At 46.6% G+C, this 14,917-nt stretch carries 15 protein-coding genes; 2 read left to right on the forward strand and 13 right to left on the reverse strand.

Features of this window, described 5'->3' with window-relative positions; translation table 11 throughout:
• Positions 1–3: 3 nt before the first annotated feature.
• Positions 4–819: an MBL fold metallo-hydrolase gene (locus ACUN27_RS20805; protein ID WP_326060644.1), complete on the reverse strand. Its 816-nt coding sequence runs from the start codon at positions 817–819 to the stop codon at positions 4–6.
• A gap of 197 nt (positions 820–1,016) precedes the next feature.
• Between ACUN27_RS20805 and ACUN27_RS20810 the strand changes: the two genes are divergently transcribed.
• Positions 1,017–1,496: a C40 family peptidase gene (locus ACUN27_RS20810; RefSeq protein ID WP_315949799.1), complete on the forward strand. Its 480-nt coding sequence runs from the start codon at positions 1,017–1,019 to the stop codon at positions 1,494–1,496.
• Between the two features lie 79 nt (positions 1,497–1,575).
• Here the strand turns inward: ACUN27_RS20810 and ACUN27_RS20815 are convergent, their stop codons facing one another.
• The gene (locus ACUN27_RS20815; RefSeq protein ID WP_315949798.1) at positions 1,576–1,926 is read right to left on the reverse strand and encodes a hypothetical protein; all 351 of its coding nucleotides are present in this window, start codon (positions 1,924–1,926) and stop codon (positions 1,576–1,578) included.
• A gap of 209 nt (positions 1,927–2,135) precedes the next feature.
• Between ACUN27_RS20815 and ACUN27_RS20820 the strand changes: the two genes are divergently transcribed.
• On the forward strand, positions 2,136–2,480 hold the full coding sequence (locus ACUN27_RS20820; RefSeq protein ID WP_315949797.1) for a DUF1904 family protein: 345 nt from the start codon (positions 2,136–2,138) through the stop codon (positions 2,478–2,480).
• A gap of 67 nt (positions 2,481–2,547) precedes the next feature.
• Here ACUN27_RS20820 and ACUN27_RS20825 read toward each other — a convergent pair whose 3' ends face one another.
• The 11 genes from ACUN27_RS20825 to ACUN27_RS20875 form a co-directional block, all read right to left on the reverse strand.
• Positions 2,548–3,303 carry a glycerophosphodiester phosphodiesterase gene (locus ACUN27_RS20825; protein ID WP_315949796.1) on the reverse strand — a complete coding sequence of 252 codons (756 nt, stop codon included), beginning with the start codon at positions 3,301–3,303 and terminating at the stop codon, positions 2,548–2,550.
• A 17-nt stretch (positions 3,304–3,320) separates the two neighbouring features.
• Positions 3,321–4,079, reverse strand: coding sequence for an MgtC/SapB family protein (locus ACUN27_RS20830; RefSeq protein ID WP_315949795.1), 759 nt, complete (start codon positions 4,077–4,079; stop codon positions 3,321–3,323).
• A 6-nt stretch (positions 4,080–4,085) separates the two neighbouring features.
• Positions 4,086–5,096 (reverse strand): CehA/McbA family metallohydrolase, encoded by a 1,011-nt coding sequence (locus ACUN27_RS20835; RefSeq protein ID WP_315949794.1) that lies wholly within the window; start codon positions 5,094–5,096, stop codon positions 4,086–4,088.
• Positions 5,093–5,554 (reverse strand): hypothetical protein, encoded by a 462-nt coding sequence (locus tag ACUN27_RS20840; protein WP_315949793.1) that lies wholly within the window; start codon positions 5,552–5,554, stop codon positions 5,093–5,095. Before ACUN27_RS20840 ends, ACUN27_RS20835 begins: the two co-directional genes overlap by 4 nt.
• A gap of 133 nt (positions 5,555–5,687) precedes the next feature.
• On the reverse strand, positions 5,688–6,698 hold the full coding sequence (locus ACUN27_RS20845) for a LacI family DNA-binding transcriptional regulator (protein ID WP_315949792.1): 1,011 nt from the start codon (positions 6,696–6,698) through the stop codon (positions 5,688–5,690).
• A gap of 96 nt (positions 6,699–6,794) precedes the next feature.
• Positions 6,795–9,413: a glycosyl hydrolase-related protein gene (locus ACUN27_RS20850; RefSeq protein ID WP_326060645.1), complete on the reverse strand. Its 2,619-nt coding sequence runs from the start codon at positions 9,411–9,413 to the stop codon at positions 6,795–6,797.
• A gap of 38 nt (positions 9,414–9,451) precedes the next feature.
• Positions 9,452–10,243, reverse strand: a complete 792-nt coding sequence (locus ACUN27_RS20855) for an endonuclease/exonuclease/phosphatase family protein (protein ID WP_326060646.1) — start codon at positions 10,241–10,243, stop codon at positions 9,452–9,454.
• A gap of 6 nt (positions 10,244–10,249) precedes the next feature.
• Positions 10,250–11,530 (reverse strand): CehA/McbA family metallohydrolase, encoded by a 1,281-nt coding sequence (locus ACUN27_RS20860; RefSeq protein ID WP_315949788.1) that lies wholly within the window; start codon positions 11,528–11,530, stop codon positions 10,250–10,252.
• A gap of 30 nt (positions 11,531–11,560) precedes the next feature.
• Positions 11,561–12,430 (reverse strand): carbohydrate ABC transporter permease, encoded by an 870-nt coding sequence (locus tag ACUN27_RS20865; RefSeq protein WP_315949786.1) that lies wholly within the window; start codon positions 12,428–12,430, stop codon positions 11,561–11,563.
• 10 nt (positions 12,431–12,440) lie between these two features.
• Positions 12,441–13,316: an ABC transporter permease subunit gene (locus ACUN27_RS20870; RefSeq protein ID WP_315949784.1), complete on the reverse strand. Its 876-nt coding sequence runs from the start codon at positions 13,314–13,316 to the stop codon at positions 12,441–12,443.
• A 67-nt stretch (positions 13,317–13,383) separates the two neighbouring features.
• A complete protein-coding gene (locus tag ACUN27_RS20875; protein WP_326060647.1) occupies positions 13,384–14,817 on the reverse strand; it encodes an extracellular solute-binding protein in 1,434 nt (477 codons plus the stop codon).
• Positions 14,818–14,917 lie beyond the last annotated feature (100 nt).

Here is a 14,917-nt window from a genome sequence, read left to right on the forward strand (position 1 = left end):
GGACTACAAATATTCACGTTTCATAATCCTCACGTTTTCTTTATGGCACTCTTCCGTGAAGGAAGATGGAAAAGCATGCTCTTGATTAAGCGCCTCTAGTGCCGATTCATCGTTCGCGATAACAGACTGACGGAGCCTTTCCAGGTAATCGGCTGCCAGTTCTACGCGTCTCTTCATTTCGCCTTGATCGGATGTGGCTAAGCCATGACCAGGGACCAATAGCTGAACATGATGCTGCTCGAGGATTCTGTTACTTTTATCAAGTGTCTGACTGTACGCCTTCGCGCTATCGTAAATGAAAGGCAATTCAAAATCCGATAAATAGTCCCCTGCAATCAGAATGCCCAAGGGTTCAACTACCGTCATTAATCCATCTGCCGTGTGTCCTGGCGCCAAGTAGAAAGTCAATGTCGTTTCTCTCAGCTGCAACTGCTGACCGTCCTCCTGGATCACGATATCCAGCTCGGGAAATAGAATCGGATAGTTCCTGATCACATAATTCTCGTTGTCAAAGTTCCTGATAAGCTTCAGCTTATGGTCTTTCTTGGGGTGATTCTGGAGGGCCAAACTTCCGATTGTTTTCGCGCCCGGGAACGCCTGATAGCCAATGATATGATCGAAATCTCCATGTGTAAAAAGCAGATAAATCTCCCGCTCCCCCTGGATGGATTGGACATAATGTTGGATGGTTTCAATTTCATTCGGCAGCCAATTGGGATCCACGACGATGATCATTTCATTCGTTTGTATGACGGTCGAAGTGGTTTGAAACAGTGCGCTTTGGAAAACTGTCACGGCTTTATTTTGCAATTGAATCATAGGGTATCTCATCCTTCTTTCTTAGCGAAACGTATTCATTATCTTATCTTACGTTTAAATTTAATCACAACAATTACCATGGTTAATAAACCCTTCGTACCCATTAATCCACTAAAGCCCACCATGATTTTCTATGGTACAGTTATCCCATAAAGGCTTTTTACTACCAAATTTGGAATAAGGATGTGTCATCACATATGAAAAAACTAGTTATATCTACCACGGTAGCGCTTTCTGTACTATTTTCGACGGTTGGGGTGTCAATGCCTGCTTCTGCATCGGCACAAGAGATTTATGCCACGAACGGTCATAAATTTGTAAATACAGCAAAATCTTATATCGGTAAAGTAACTTACCGTTTCGGTACAAAAGATCCGGCGCATCTCGTCTTTGATTGCTCCGCATTTACACAATTTGTATTTAAGAAAAATGGCGTTAATATTCCATGGGGCTCCAAAGCTCAAACGAGTTTCGGTTCCCGCGTTCCAAGCAAGAGCCAATTAGCCATCGGTGACCTCGTCATGTTCAGCGTGAGCAAGCCTGGCCAAATCGATCATGTAGGCATTTATGTTGGAAATGGTAATTTCATAAGTAACACGAAGAGCTCCGGCGTTGTCATTTCGTCTTTAAACACTGGTTACTGGAGTACTCGCTACATAACAGCTAGACATTATTAATCCCTTATATATCAGGTTTACTTACTAAAAAAAGAGAGTTCAAGGAATATCCATTCCTTTGAACTCTCTCCTTTTTCAATTATGATTTCACCGATTGCTCCAAAATACGCTGCTTGATTTCCTCCGGATGATCGATCTGAAACACAACTTTGCCAAATTCATGATCCTCCAGTTCAAGGACGACGACATCCTTGTGATTTTCGTAAGAAATGAAGCACCATCTATTCCCAATCAAAAAACGTCCTTCTCGAATGTCGGCTACCGAAGTACCCACCCGGAATTGAAACATGGATAGTTGGAAATCTTCAATCGACACTTTCTTAATGTTTTTGAAAGGGATATCGACTTGACGTTTTAACGCGGCAGCGCTTGTTAATCCTGATAGATGCAGAATGAGGCTGTCACTCGTATATTCAACGGTTCTTGGCATAGGATTACCTCCGAGCTTCATTTTTTTTCATTCAGCCAATTACTTTCCTAAACTTATCTGAACATCTATAATACGATTAAGTGTACAAGATCGTTCACACGACCTATCGAGATCTGAGAATGATTTCATCTAAAATAGGTTTTGTTTTTATGTTTAGTTTTCAATAGAATGATTAAATTCGCTAACAACTATGCAAAGAAGGAATCAGCATGCCGTTTCTCCGTTTCAAAGGATTTCAGAAGGACTTTGTTTCTTCGATCTCAACTAGCGTGGTGCAGGAGTTTTCAAAGATAACCGGCGTCTTGCCGCAAAAGGTGAAAATCGAGCTTCTACTCGTAGAACAGCTTAGCAATTCACCGCAATCGCTCGAAATTCTCATGTTTCCAAGAGATCAGGAAATGCATGACCGCATTGCGCAAGAGATGAATAACCTGCTAGCCGCGCATGGCTATGGCGATGTTCATATCTTTTTTATTCTTTTGTCCCCTCATTTGTATTACAAAGAAGGACAACCCTTAAAGTCCATTCTGGAAGAACCCATCTCCTTAACATGATTCAGGTCATGAAGAACAAGTAAAAAACCTCCTTTACCACGACTGTGGTTTGGGAGGTTTTCTTTTTCTATATCTGCTGATCCGTTTTTATTTGGACGAGGGTAGCAATGTTGCGTGTGGTAATCGAGTGAACCCCCATTTGAATAAAATGCTTTATCTCTTCTACCTCATTGACCGTCCAAATGCAGACATCCAGCCCATACTCCGCTGTGATTGGCAGCAGTTCAGGTGCAACCACGCGATAGTTCAAATTAAGCCCGAAACAGGCCGAGGCTGAGGCATCTTTACAAATTTGATGAGCAACCTCCATATAAGGAGCATCTGTCATAAATACAGCAGGATCGACGTTTAACAGCTTGCGTAGACGCGGATTTACACGCTGAACAAGCTGGGCACGGTCTTTCTCGCAGCCGGACAAGAAAGCCTGTTCTAGAAGTTGATTCTGTTCAATCCATGCCGATATGGGCTCTACACAAGCATCTGATTTAAGGTCCAAATTCATCCGCACACCAGACTTCTGCAGGTAAGGAAGCAAAGCGTCCAAAGGAAGGATGCGCATGGTTTCGCCAGGAGCCCCGTTATGGGCTTTAACCTCTAATTTATGCAGTTGTTCATAACTCATTTGAGAGATCCAGCATTCCGTACCGTCTGCCAAATGAACGTTATCATCGTGGGAAAGAACAAGAATCCCGTCAGCGGTAACGAGAACATCTTCTTCCAGGATATCGGCTCCGCAACTTAATCCGGCTTCGATGGATTTGAGTGTATTATCCGGTGTGCCCATACAGCCGGTGTGGGCTGTCATTCGTGGAAATGAATTCATCTATTTTATCCTCCTCTTTAATGTACTTGTCTGACTCCTTGATACGTGATATCCAATGATTTTCCTCCGGACTCAGTCCAAATAACAAAATCCAAGGTATGTACTTTTTCCATGGCTTCCATAAGTTTGACTGGATTCTGCACGTTCAAGACAAATTGCAGCTGGAGGGTTGAGGCGTCTCCAGTATTTGCAGCAGCGTCTTTTCGCATCATTTTAACATTTACAATTTGGATGCCCTCGTTACTGAGCGCCGTAGCAATTTGACCAAGCGCGGTAGGATTATCAAGGGTTTTAATGGTCATCTCATGATTTCTTCGGTTACGCATGACGTACTTTTCCCACTTATTAAGGGCAAAAAGAGAGATCAGCAGGAGCATGGTGGAGAAAACAGCTGCGTAGAGAAAACCGGCACCTACGCATAAACCTATGCCAGCGACGACCCAAATGGATGCCGCAGTCGTCAAACCGCTGATGGTCGAACCATTGCGCAGAATTGCGCCGGCACCTATAAAGCCAATTCCACTGATGACCTGGGCTGCAAGGCGTGCGGGATCCAACCGCACATTCGGTTCATTGGCAAATTGAGAGAACCCATAGATCGAAAGCAGCATGATTGTCGTTGAGCCCAAGCAGACGAGGATATGCGTTCGGAATCCTGCGGCGTGATTATGCCATTCTCTTTCAATGCCAACTGCGCCTCCCATAATAACGGCCAAAACCATGCGCAATAGCAGCTCACTATGACTGATTGTCCAGATACCCATAGTTCCCGTCATTAGGACTCACTTCCCTTCTGTGAGATAAATCGCATTCGTAAATCCGATTAACGTATTAACGCTGCAAAAAACACCTGACATCTCCGCTCGCATCCACGTTACGCCCGTTAAATCAAGCTCTGTTGTCAGTTGGGATTGGTCTCGCGTCAGTTTTAATACGGCAAGTTCCCCCTTGTTGCTAACCAGTTTCATCTCTAATGGATGATCCGGAAGCTCCCAGTGGCCCTCTCTTGCTGTAAAATCGACGCCAATCGTGACTTCCGTCAGATCACCCGGCTTGACTGGAAACCTATCGCCGATATCCGCACCTTCACTGCCGGCTTGACCTACGCGGAGCTGCGGCATCGGCCCCATGGAAACCGCGACCGCTCCGCGCTTCAACGCATCAAGCGCTGCTGCGACAATACCTGAGCTTGCCACAAGCGAATCGTTAAGACCTAAATAAGTCGCCGAAATCGGCTCTGAAACCGGATCGGATACATGCCAATCTCTGCCGCTGGTCGCGGCAATCTGATAGCCCTGATTGAGCAGATCCGTCCACATACCGAATGCGCGTGCATTATTTCTCCGAATCGAAGGAAATAATCCCGACCATACCTCAATATAGTCGATCTCGTTCCAGTCCGAAACCTCGAATTCCCAGTAGCATCCTGTGCACATTGGACTGCCGACACGGAAAGGATGCGCTAGCCCGACAAGCCCGCCTTGGCGATGAACACCATCTATGCCTCTATGGATGTGAAACGGGCTTAAATTTCGCCAGTCAACATACTCGGACAATCCGAGTGTCAGCATGTGACCGAAGAAAGTGGTCCATTCCAATCCCGGGATTACCTCGACCCCTGTTGCGGCCACGACCTCATCACGATTCGAGAGACCTGTCATCGTGTTATGATCTGTTAGCGCGACTCCCCGCAGCCCTAATTCTCTGGCTGCTTCAGCTAGCTCTAGCAGGGATTGCTTGCCGTCACTGTGAAAGGTATGACAGTGCAGCTCAAATGGCAGCCATTGCTTCATGCGTCTTCACCTCCATCCCATACCTGCAAGCGATAGCGGCATTCCTCAGTTACAACACAATGAACATTAATCATGATCTTCAATTGCCCCCTCGGGAAAACACCCGGCGTAAATCCGGGAGATGCCTCCGTAGTAGTAACCGTAAGGTGCTGGACAGGATCATGGCGATGACCCGCGCCTCGAAAACCATGCTCATCATCGAAGGATAATGTCAATAAATTCTGCAAAGGTAGAAACTCCCGCCAGTTGTAGGAAGCCCTATGTTCTTCCAAGATGTATTGGTTAAGCCCTTCGCGAATCAACGCTTCCGCTTGAGCCTCATCCTCCAGCTTTTTCGGATCATAAGCGAACTTTACATGAAGTTCATGGCAATCTCTTGGCAGATGAAGCGTATAAGTAATATGGCTTTTCGAACAGCTCGGTGTTACGGTTCCTTCTGCAATCAACAAAGTTTTCATCCTATAACCTCCTTCTAGATAATAGCACCTTGCCCAAATGGGCAATATTAGGGTAAGCGCTTAACCCAATGTCAAAAATGCAGACCATCCTACCTTTTTAAACCTTTCACATAAAAAGGTAGAACGGCCTGATTTATTGCTCATTGTAAGACGTAGATGAGTTCCGTAAAACAAGCTCCGGCAGCAAAACAACCCGCTGTTTAAGCACTTTCTCTCCTTTAATCTCCTCTACTAACAGATCAACCGCCCTGCGTCCAATTTCTTGAATCGGTTGAGCGATAGTGGTAAGGGGAGGATCGATCAAAGTTGCTAGAATCGTATTATCGAAACCGACGACCGATAGCTCGTTTGGCAGCTGCATGCCCGCCACTCTCGCCGCGCGAATGGCGCCGATGGCTAACAGATCGTTGCAAGCGAACACGGCCGAAGGCTTGTCTTCCAGCTGTAGCAGTTGGGCCATCGCCTGCTGGCCGGTCTCTACAGAAAAGCCGCCTGTAGCGATCAACCGTTCCTCGACATGCAAACCGGCGATGCTCAATGCTTGCTTACAGCCTCTGATTCGCTCCCGGTTACTCATATTATCCATATCCTCTACGAGGATGGCAATTCGCTTATGACCTAATTCTAATAGATGGTTGCCCGCCTGGAAACCTCCAAGATAGTCGTCGACCATGACCGTATCCACGGCAAGCGTTGGCATTTCGCCCGTAATTAGAGCAATCGGAATGTTTTGCTGGATCAGCTTTTTCAGAAACTGATCATTCTGAATTCGAGTCGCGGAGATGATTCCGTCCACTCGCTTCTGTGAGAGCAGCGATAAATATTTCACTTCTTTGTCCGGATCGTTATCGGTGTTACAGATAAACACGTTAAAACCATGCTCATGCCCCCGATCTTCGACAGACCGGGCTATCTCGGCGAAGAAAGGATTCGCCAAGTCGGGGAGCGTAAGTCCGATTGTGTAAGTGCTTTTCCCCGTTAACGCTGCCGCTACCATACTTGGCTGGTATTTCAGCTGCTCCATTACGCTATGTACGTGCTTCCGCGTCTTATCGCTAATTCGGCCCGTGGCGTTAATAACTTTGGAGACGGTAGCGATGGACACCCCGGCGGCTTGGGCAACATCGTAGATGGTCGGTTTCATTCCTTGCCCCTCTCAATAAACGTTCCTATCACTGACAATCCATATTGGCTTTATCATACGATAAGAACCGCCGAGCTGTAAATGTGAGAATAGCAATTAATTGATAATTCTAAATGTATGAACTTCGAAAGGTTTTGTTATCAATCGAAGACGATGATTGTTTAATGGTACGTTTCCTTGATCGCGTTCCAGGAGATTCGTAACGCGGACTTCTTTGACCTGCTCCGGGAGAACAATCTCAACTTCTCTTCGAACGCCTGTGCATTCACGAATACGCAGGATGCAGCCTTCCCCATTTTCTGCAACTTTCCAGCAGCTAACGGCCATCCCGTCCAGCCCCGCTGGAAGGATATCTTGCATGGGTTGGAGCTCATCTGCAGGCGCTGCAATCGTAACCGTCTGCGACATCGTCTCCTGTGCGACTTTCCAAACTTCTCCTTCTCGCCAATCACCGGCATGAGGGACCAAACGAAAACGATAATGCAAGTCGCCGCCGCTCCATTGCGGGAAATTCGTCCCCCACCAATTGTTGAATACATTGAAATGCAGCTCTGGCTTCTCCGGTTTATACGCATGCTCGAAGTCCCACATGCCATTTTTCCCGATAAAAAAGAGCGGCGAATCGAGCGGAATGATCGCCATTCCCGCGAATCCATTGGAAATATCGACAAAATGCTCACAACAATGAAGCAGTGTGCTCGATGAGCGAATCGTATCCGTGAGCGGATTCACGACTGAGCCCAGCTTATTGATGCTGTATTGCGGGCGTTCCAGCTTCAGAGGGAACACGATATGCCCCGATTCTGCCAGCGGGGTTTCCTGTTTGGCATGCAGCTTGTAGGCAACATCCAGATACGGAGAATCTTCGGTCAACGAGAATGTCCACTCGATAGAATTCGCGTTGCCATACTCCGTCGAAGTTTCAATGTCTGTAGCTGCTTTGCAAGTAAGGCCAACGGAACCGCCATTTTCCCAGATTTGAATATCCGCAGCTTGCGTAGTAAACGTGAGCCTTTTCTGCTGTTCCGGATAATCGGTTTTACCAAAGTCATGTACACCCCAATCGTAAAAGCGATAGGCGTACTTCTTCAAATAGCGCGTGATCTCTTTATTGGAATAAATATCGTACTTATATTGACCAAAACCGGCTTCCGCGCGATCGTCAATCCATTCCTTCCGGAGCTTTTTATCCCAGAGGCTTTGAATCCAGCCCGTGTTTCGATCTACTTTTACGATGATAAAAGGATTCTCAATAACAGCCTGCGTCTCCGTTAAATAAACTTGCGCTTTTCCTTTATTTTCGACGAGAAGAGTCTGATCGTCTTTCTTCGCATACTTCAGCGTCTTATAACCAAGCGCAGGCAAGCCGGATATATAAGCTTCTGCGCCACCCTCGGAGCGCTCTAAGGCAATTGCTTCACCCGTTTCCGCATCGACTAGTACTTCATCAGCAGCAGGAAGATCGCTTTCTTGAATCCAGGTTTTGGCTGTACGGCTCCAACCCAAATTAGAATGGACTCGCAGCACCTTAGTCGCCTGATTATCTGTCCATTGCCCACTAGTCAATTCCGCTTTTGCTTCTTGCAAAGAGCTCTCTGCTTTGTTCAAATAATCAACCTGTTCAGCCCAGGACTGTTCCATACGTTGATAGCGTTCGCTCTGCTTTAACTGCAGGAATGACTTCTTATCGTAAGCAACTCTCGGAAAAAGGAACGTCTTGCAATCCATCCCCCACGTATGCTCACCAAACAGCAGCGTGTGCTCATAGCTTTCATCGATGGAGGCTTTTACTCTCTTCTCAGACGCTTGATTTGCACCCTCAAAATGATTCACAGCCACCGCGCTTTCCACTGCTGTAACTTGGCTTCTAAGCGCTCTTACCCTTGCCACCTCGCGCGGCGCAGTCCCAACCCCATGGATCCAGGAATCGGCCATATCGCCGCGAATAACCGGTATTTCCGGATTCCGCGCTAGGAAATCCGCTGCAAAGTCGCCCAAGCTGCCGATATGCAGCTCTGCGGTTGAACCGCTTTCACGAATGGAGGCTTTCATTTCTTCAATAATGCTCGCGTCATGCGGCCCGTGATTATCGCTGGTCTGAATCATCGCAAGCCACACGGGATGCGTCCACTCTTCCGGCGGCAAAATGCCCGTCCCATAGGACCCTTTGGAATAAAACGTCAACAAACGCTCGCCATCGGGGCCCTCCCAGTAAAACACCGGAGGAACGTCGGGCGGTGTAGTAGCCGGATTACAGCCGAGATGCAGAAACTCCACGCCTGCTTTTTTAAGGAGCGACGGCACGACCCAGGTATGCCCGGGTACATCCGTCATTTTGGCATCCTTCGGATCGTATCCATAGAGGTTAGTAAGTCCTTCAGATACATACATCCCTCGAATCCATTCCTCTAAGCCGCAAAATTCCGTATGTGTCGTATAAGGAAGCTTATGCCAAATCAGCTGTCGATTCTCCAGATAGGCAAGCGCCTTCTGCTTCTCTTCCTCTTGACTGCCTTTCAAGGATTGAAGCAGCGGCCAAGCAGACATGGTCCAAACGTATTTTTCATTCTCATCATTCGTATGGGTTTGATCACAAATCTCGATAACATCCTTCAGCATTTCGGTGCGATAACGCCCCACAACGTCTGACACTAGTCCTGTGAAACCAATGTCAAAATGCGTTTTAAAAACGACATAAATCTTCTCAAGTGTCATTCCTCTATCTCCTTCTGACTGTCATCTAGTTGTTCTTTTTAGAGGTTAATCTGAGCAATGACCGGGTAATGATCGGATGGATAACCCCCGCCAATTTCTCTTCGATCTACAAGCGCTCGAATCACGGCTACATCCGGCGATACAAAAATATAATCGATAGGCTCCCCTGCTTCGCCGCCTTGAAAATCATGTGCTGTCCATCCAATCGGACCAGGCAGCTGGGTATAGGCATCTTTTAGCCAGGATTGCTCGCCATCTAGATCGGTTTCTCCGCGCAGGAAACGAATCGGTAAATCCGCAGGGCGGCTATTGAAATCTCCCATCAGAATCACGGGAAGTGCATGTTCCTTATGATGAGCGTCGATGTATTCCCAGATTACTTTCGTGCCAAGATCTCGGGCTTGCTGGCTTTGATGATCAAGATGCGTGTTGTATACAATAAAACGCTCTCCCGTTTTCTTATGTTCGAAAATAGCCCACGTACAGACGCGAGGGAAACCGCTGTTCCACGAAATGGAAGCGGTCACTTCCGGCGTTTCTGACAACCAAAACTGTCCATGCTGCTGAAGAGCCAGCTCCTCTTGCTTGTAGAAAATAGCGCAATGTTCATTCTCGCGAGCGCCAAAACGGCCTTCGCCAATCCACGCATACTCGGCTAATTTTGGTTGCAGGTCATTCAACATCTCGTAATAGCCTTCCTGTGTTCCGACAATAAGTGGTGCATGCGTATGAATCATTTCCGCAACCCGGTCTATCCGGTTCGGCCAAGCGTTCTGTCCATCCCCTGGATTGTTGTATCTTAAATTAAATGTCATTACGGTATAGGTCATCTACACTCACCTCTGAAAATAGATTGGATTCGTCAACATCGCCATTAAGGTAAGATCGACTTCCTCAAAATGACGCCATACTTCAACGCGGTAAAAAGCTCTGCCCTTTTGCTCAACCGCAAGTTCCCATGATCCTGTTGAAGAGCAAACTTCTGTTAACTCTACGCCATGTTCACTAATGAGTTTGATTTGGTCACCTTCACGAATGTGTTCAACCATGATTAGTACGTTGTCAGACACGTCATTTGATACGGTATCGCCTGTCATATAGTCACCACAAGTTAGCTGCCCGAAAGGGCCTTCCGGTGAATAACTAATCACCACATGCCCTTTATCGATCCCTTGAAGAATGCCATTCACTGTTTTCGTTTCGGCATAAACCCATGTACACGGCATGGCATGTTTGACATAACGTTCAGGTCGGTGTACATCACTGCCGCCAGTTGCAACAAGCTTCCTGCCTGATGCGAGCTGCTCCTGCCACCAAGCCAGCGCTCGCTCATTGCGAGCTGTCCATGGGCCATTCCAGACTTCCCACCAGTCGTGATCCGTATTCAAATCCCACTCCCACGGGCAATAATCGCAATGGGGGTGGTTAAGGACAATTTTCGCCCCACGCTCACGTGCCGTTGCCAGTCGAAGATTAACATCCTCTTGATTCTTGACCCGAAAATCATCAATAGGCTCTAAAACGCCAAGAAAATTGCTATGCCCAAAATTGGTCGTAAACTCCATGCCCGGAATCATGACGACAGGCGTATTACGAGGATACGAATAATTTTGGCTAACCGCATTATGATCCGTCATCGCAATGAAATCGCAGCCTAGCTGCTCCATGATCGCCGCATTTTCCTCCAGCGTATAAGAGCCGTCGCTGTTTACACTGTGCGTGTGCAAATCCCCTTTAAGCCAGCGTGCTGTATGAAAAAAGAACGTGATGGTGATCGTAACTTCACAACCTTCTTCAGGAACCTTATAGGCGTTATGAAGAACGGCCCAGTCCCCGGCTTGCAGTTCGCCAGGCAAATAACCGGGAGTCGCCTTCTCTAGTCCGATCATAAACTCGGAGCGAGCCCCTCCGCTCCAGCCTCGCACTTTATGGCTGTCTCTGACGCCAAGATCAATGACAGGCTTTGCATCACCGTGAGATTGAACGACAAATTGCACATGAATCTCTTCCACCTTTTCAGGCATTTCGAAAGGAACTTCTACATATGTACTTTCCTCACTGTGATGAATCTCTCTGCGGTAAGTCGTGACTTGTTTTCTTCGGCTTGTCTGCGACATGACGAACTCCACGCTCCTTTTTCATATATGTTACTCTTTGTTAGCACCAACCAAAATGCCTTTGACGAAATATTTCTGCACATAGGGATAAATAATAACGAGAGGGAGAAGTGCAATCACAATCCCTGCCATCCTTACATTCGTCGTGACAATAAAGTTGCTGGATGTAGAATCAGTATCTACAATTAAGGATTTCAAGGCGATTTGCAACGTATATTTCGCGTGATCGCTAATAAATAAAAGCGCTGGCGTGAATTGGTTCCAACGGCTAACGAACTCGAAAAGCGTCACCGTCGCAAGTCCAGCAGCAGCTAATGGGATGTACATGGTAATAAAAATACGAAATGCTCCTGCCCCGTCCATCGTCGCAGACTCCGACATTTCCACAGGTACGGACAGGAAGAAATTACGCATAAGTAAAATACTGAAGCCGGAAACTAAGCCCGACATAATTAATGCCGTTAAAGAATTTAACAAGCCAAGCTCTTTGTTCACCACATAAACGGGGATCATGATCGCCTCGCCTGGAATCGTCATTGTAAGGAGAATAGCGGAAACCATAAACTTTTTCCCGGGCAACCCTCTTTGGATCAATACATAGCCAGCCATCGAGCACAGCAGCACATGACATACTGTCCCTACAAGCGTGACAATCACATTATTCAGGAACGGCGTATACAATTGCATGCGATTCCAAACCGTCGTGAAGCCCTCAACACTGAATTGTTTTGGAAATAAAATGATGCCTGGCTGCATGGAAGCAAAATTGGATGAGAAAGCCAGTGCGAACGTATTCAATAACGGAATAAGCATGGTAGCCAGAAGAATGAATAAAAATAATAAATTAACCCCATCGAATAACCGGCTTCCCCAGCTTGTAGGCAGATTGTTTGTTTTCATGGAGATCCCTTCACCCCTCGTCATAGCGAATGATCGCTCTGGTCACAAACGTAATGAGCAATGTCGCGAAAATCACTAAAAATCCTGCTGATGTTGCTAAACCGACTTTAAATTCCAGAATCCCTTTTTGGTACGTGTACATCATGATGACGTCCACTTTCTTGGCAATGGCCCCGTTGCGCATCACGATGATTTGATCAAAAATACGCAAAATGCTAAGCACATTCAGCATAATAACAACTTTCATCGTTGACACCAGCGATGGCAGTGTTACATAACGAACAAGCTGCCAGCGGTTCGCTCCATCCATTCTTGCTGCTTCATATAATGCTGGATTAATGGCTACAATCGTCGCTAGATAGAGGATGCAGATAAAGCCCATCTCTTTCCACACCGAAGTAAGCACCATGACCCAACGGGCAGAATCCGCACTGGCCATAAAAGTAATCGGTTTTTCTGCTCCAACCAGCTTGAGAATCGCATTCACAATACCGGTGTCCGGAGAAAGCATAAGAATCCACATCCCGCCTACGACAACCCAAGAGAACAAATGGGGGATGTAAACAATCATCTGAACCACTTTTTTAAACCATGCCTGTAGAATCTCATTAAGCGACAACGCAAGCAGAATTGGCATGATAAAACCGATCACCAGCATGCCTCCGCCTAGCAGCAGAGTGTTTTGCAGCATTTCCCAGAAAGCATGATCCTTAAGCACGGTAATATAATTATCAAATCCGATAAAAGGCCGGTTTCCAATCAATCGGAACTCTTGGAAGGAAATGATAAAGCCGCGAACGAGCGGATAATAAGAGAACACAAGAAAATAAGCCATGATTGGAAGCATCATTAAGTACAGGGCTTTGAATTTCCATACAACTTTCAAACGAAGTCACCACCTTGCCTTTAATTGTAAGGGGAGTATGTCGCGCATACTCCCCTGCCCATATGAACTAGTCGATCAATTTCGCTGATTTTAATTGTTCACGCATTTTCTTCACGGCATCCGCAGCCGGCATTTCGCCAAGAATTGCTTTGAAGGAATATTCATTAATAATTTTCTCAGCATCGGCCCATTTCGGTGGCGTCAGCTCCAACGTTGCATTTTTCAAAACAAGATCCTGCGCTTCTTTCACGCCTGGAAGTAAACCGAATGGATTCGGGAATTTTTTGTTATACCAGAAAGGTACGCCGTGATCCATAGCATGATCTTTCCCTGTTTGTGTAAGCTCGTATTTCCCGCCATTTTCCGTGTAGTCCGTATCTTTGATACCCATGCTGCCCAAAACAATGCCATCTTTGGAGTGCCACCACTCTATGAATTCAAAAGCTGTTTTTGGATGTTGCGCATTCACTGGAATAACCCAAACGTCCGGATCTCCACGGCGCAGCATATATTTCCCGTCAGCTCCGGCGATTCCTGGAAGGCCCTTCGCTTCAAATACGGTATTCGCATCGGCAATTTTTCTTGTATTGTTCAGCATGCCAACCCAAGCATCCCAGTAAGTAATCATCCCGACACGGTCCGCAAGGAATAGATTCCGCATTTTACCTGTATCGTTCGTAGCAAAGTTAGGGTCCAAAATACCTTCTTTGTACAATTTGTTCAACCATTCATAGACCGGAATGGCTGCGTCTGTTGAATAAGGAACGTCCAGCTTGCCGTCCTTCTCCACGTAACGTTGTTTCAAGCCGGCTCCGCTGAAGAAACCTTGCAGTTCATACATACCAGCAGTGCTTAATCCATATGTATCCTTTTTCCCGTTGCCATCGGGATCTTGCTCCGTGAATGCTTTCAGAACCTTGTAGTAGTCATCAAACGTTTTCGGTTCAGGCAGATTGAGCTTTTTGAGCCAGTCCGCACGAACGATCGGCATCGTTCCACCTTGGAATTTACTGAAGACGCCGTAGATCTTGCCGTCCTTGGTTTTCACTTGATCCCACTCCGACGTTGGCAAAACTTCAGGATCTTGAAGTGTTTTTGACCCTTTCACTTGATCTGTTAAAGGCATGAGAATACCTTGCTCAGTCAGCGTGTTCATCAACTCTTTGCTTACTTGCAGGAGGTCGTATTTCTCGCCGGAGGAAACAGCCGCCATCAGCTTCTGATTATAATCGGAAGCCGGCTTTTCCATCTTAACTTTGATGCCTGTCAAGCGTTCGATTTCTTTCTCAAACAGGACATTCTCTTCTGGTGTTTTACCGCCAACAACACCGGACATCATTCGCAAAGAACGCTCTTCCTTATTCCCTTCCGTCTTCGACTGATCGGATGCTTTCGGAGCTTCAGTTCCTGTGCTGCTGTTAGATGTACAACCCGCTGCTAAACTTCCGACAAGCAGAGCCGCCATCATCGACGTAACGACTTTCGCTTTTTTGGCCTTCATAGTACCCCTCCGTTATATGCGTTGTTATAGGATTAACCTTTACGAAACGTTAATAAAGCGCTTTCACGATAGACAATGATCCATTCTTCATGGCGTCTAA

The organism is Paenibacillus sp. WC2504 (assembly GCF_052682475.1).

Bases quoted from the DNA above. Each gene is read 5' to 3' on its own strand.
- ACUN27_RS20845 (WP_315949792.1), bottom strand. From the start codon at position 6,698: ATGAAACCGACCATCTACGATGTTGCCCAAGCCGCCGGGGTGTCCATC.
- ACUN27_RS20830 (WP_315949795.1), bottom strand. From the start codon at position 4,079: ATGACGGGAACTATGGGTATCTGGACAATCAGTCATAGTGAGCTGCTA.
- ACUN27_RS20840 (WP_315949793.1), bottom strand. From the start codon at position 5,554: ATGAAAACTTTGTTGATTGCAGAAGGAACCGTAACACCGAGCTGTTCG.
- ACUN27_RS20855 (WP_326060646.1), bottom strand. From the start codon at position 10,243: ATGACCTATACCGTAATGACATTTAATTTAAGATACAACAATCCAGGG.
- ACUN27_RS20810 (WP_315949799.1), top strand. From the start codon at position 1,017: ATGAAAAAACTAGTTATATCTACCACGGTAGCGCTTTCTGTACTATTT.
- ACUN27_RS20805 (WP_326060644.1), bottom strand. From the start codon at position 819: ATGATTCAATTGCAAAATAAAGCCGTGACAGTTTTCCAAAGCGCACTG.
- ACUN27_RS20825 (WP_315949796.1), bottom strand. From the start codon at position 3,303: ATGAATTCATTTCCACGAATGACAGCCCACACCGGCTGTATGGGCACA.
- ACUN27_RS20820 (WP_315949797.1), top strand. From the start codon at position 2,136: ATGCCGTTTCTCCGTTTCAAAGGATTTCAGAAGGACTTTGTTTCTTCG.
- ACUN27_RS20850 (WP_326060645.1), bottom strand. From the start codon at position 9,413: ATGACACTTGAGAAGATTTATGTCGTTTTTAAAACGCATTTTGACATT.
- ACUN27_RS20875 (WP_326060647.1), bottom strand. From the start codon at position 14,817: ATGAAGGCCAAAAAAGCGAAAGTCGTTACGTCGATGATGGCGGCTCTG.
- ACUN27_RS20815 (WP_315949798.1), bottom strand. From the start codon at position 1,926: ATGCCAAGAACCGTTGAATATACGAGTGACAGCCTCATTCTGCATCTA.
- ACUN27_RS20860 (WP_315949788.1), bottom strand. From the start codon at position 11,530: ATGTCGCAGACAAGCCGAAGAAAACAAGTCACGACTTACCGCAGAGAG.
- ACUN27_RS20865 (WP_315949786.1), bottom strand. From the start codon at position 12,430: ATGAAAACAAACAATCTGCCTACAAGCTGGGGAAGCCGGTTATTCGAT.
- ACUN27_RS20835 (WP_315949794.1), bottom strand. From the start codon at position 5,096: ATGAAGCAATGGCTGCCATTTGAGCTGCACTGTCATACCTTTCACAGT.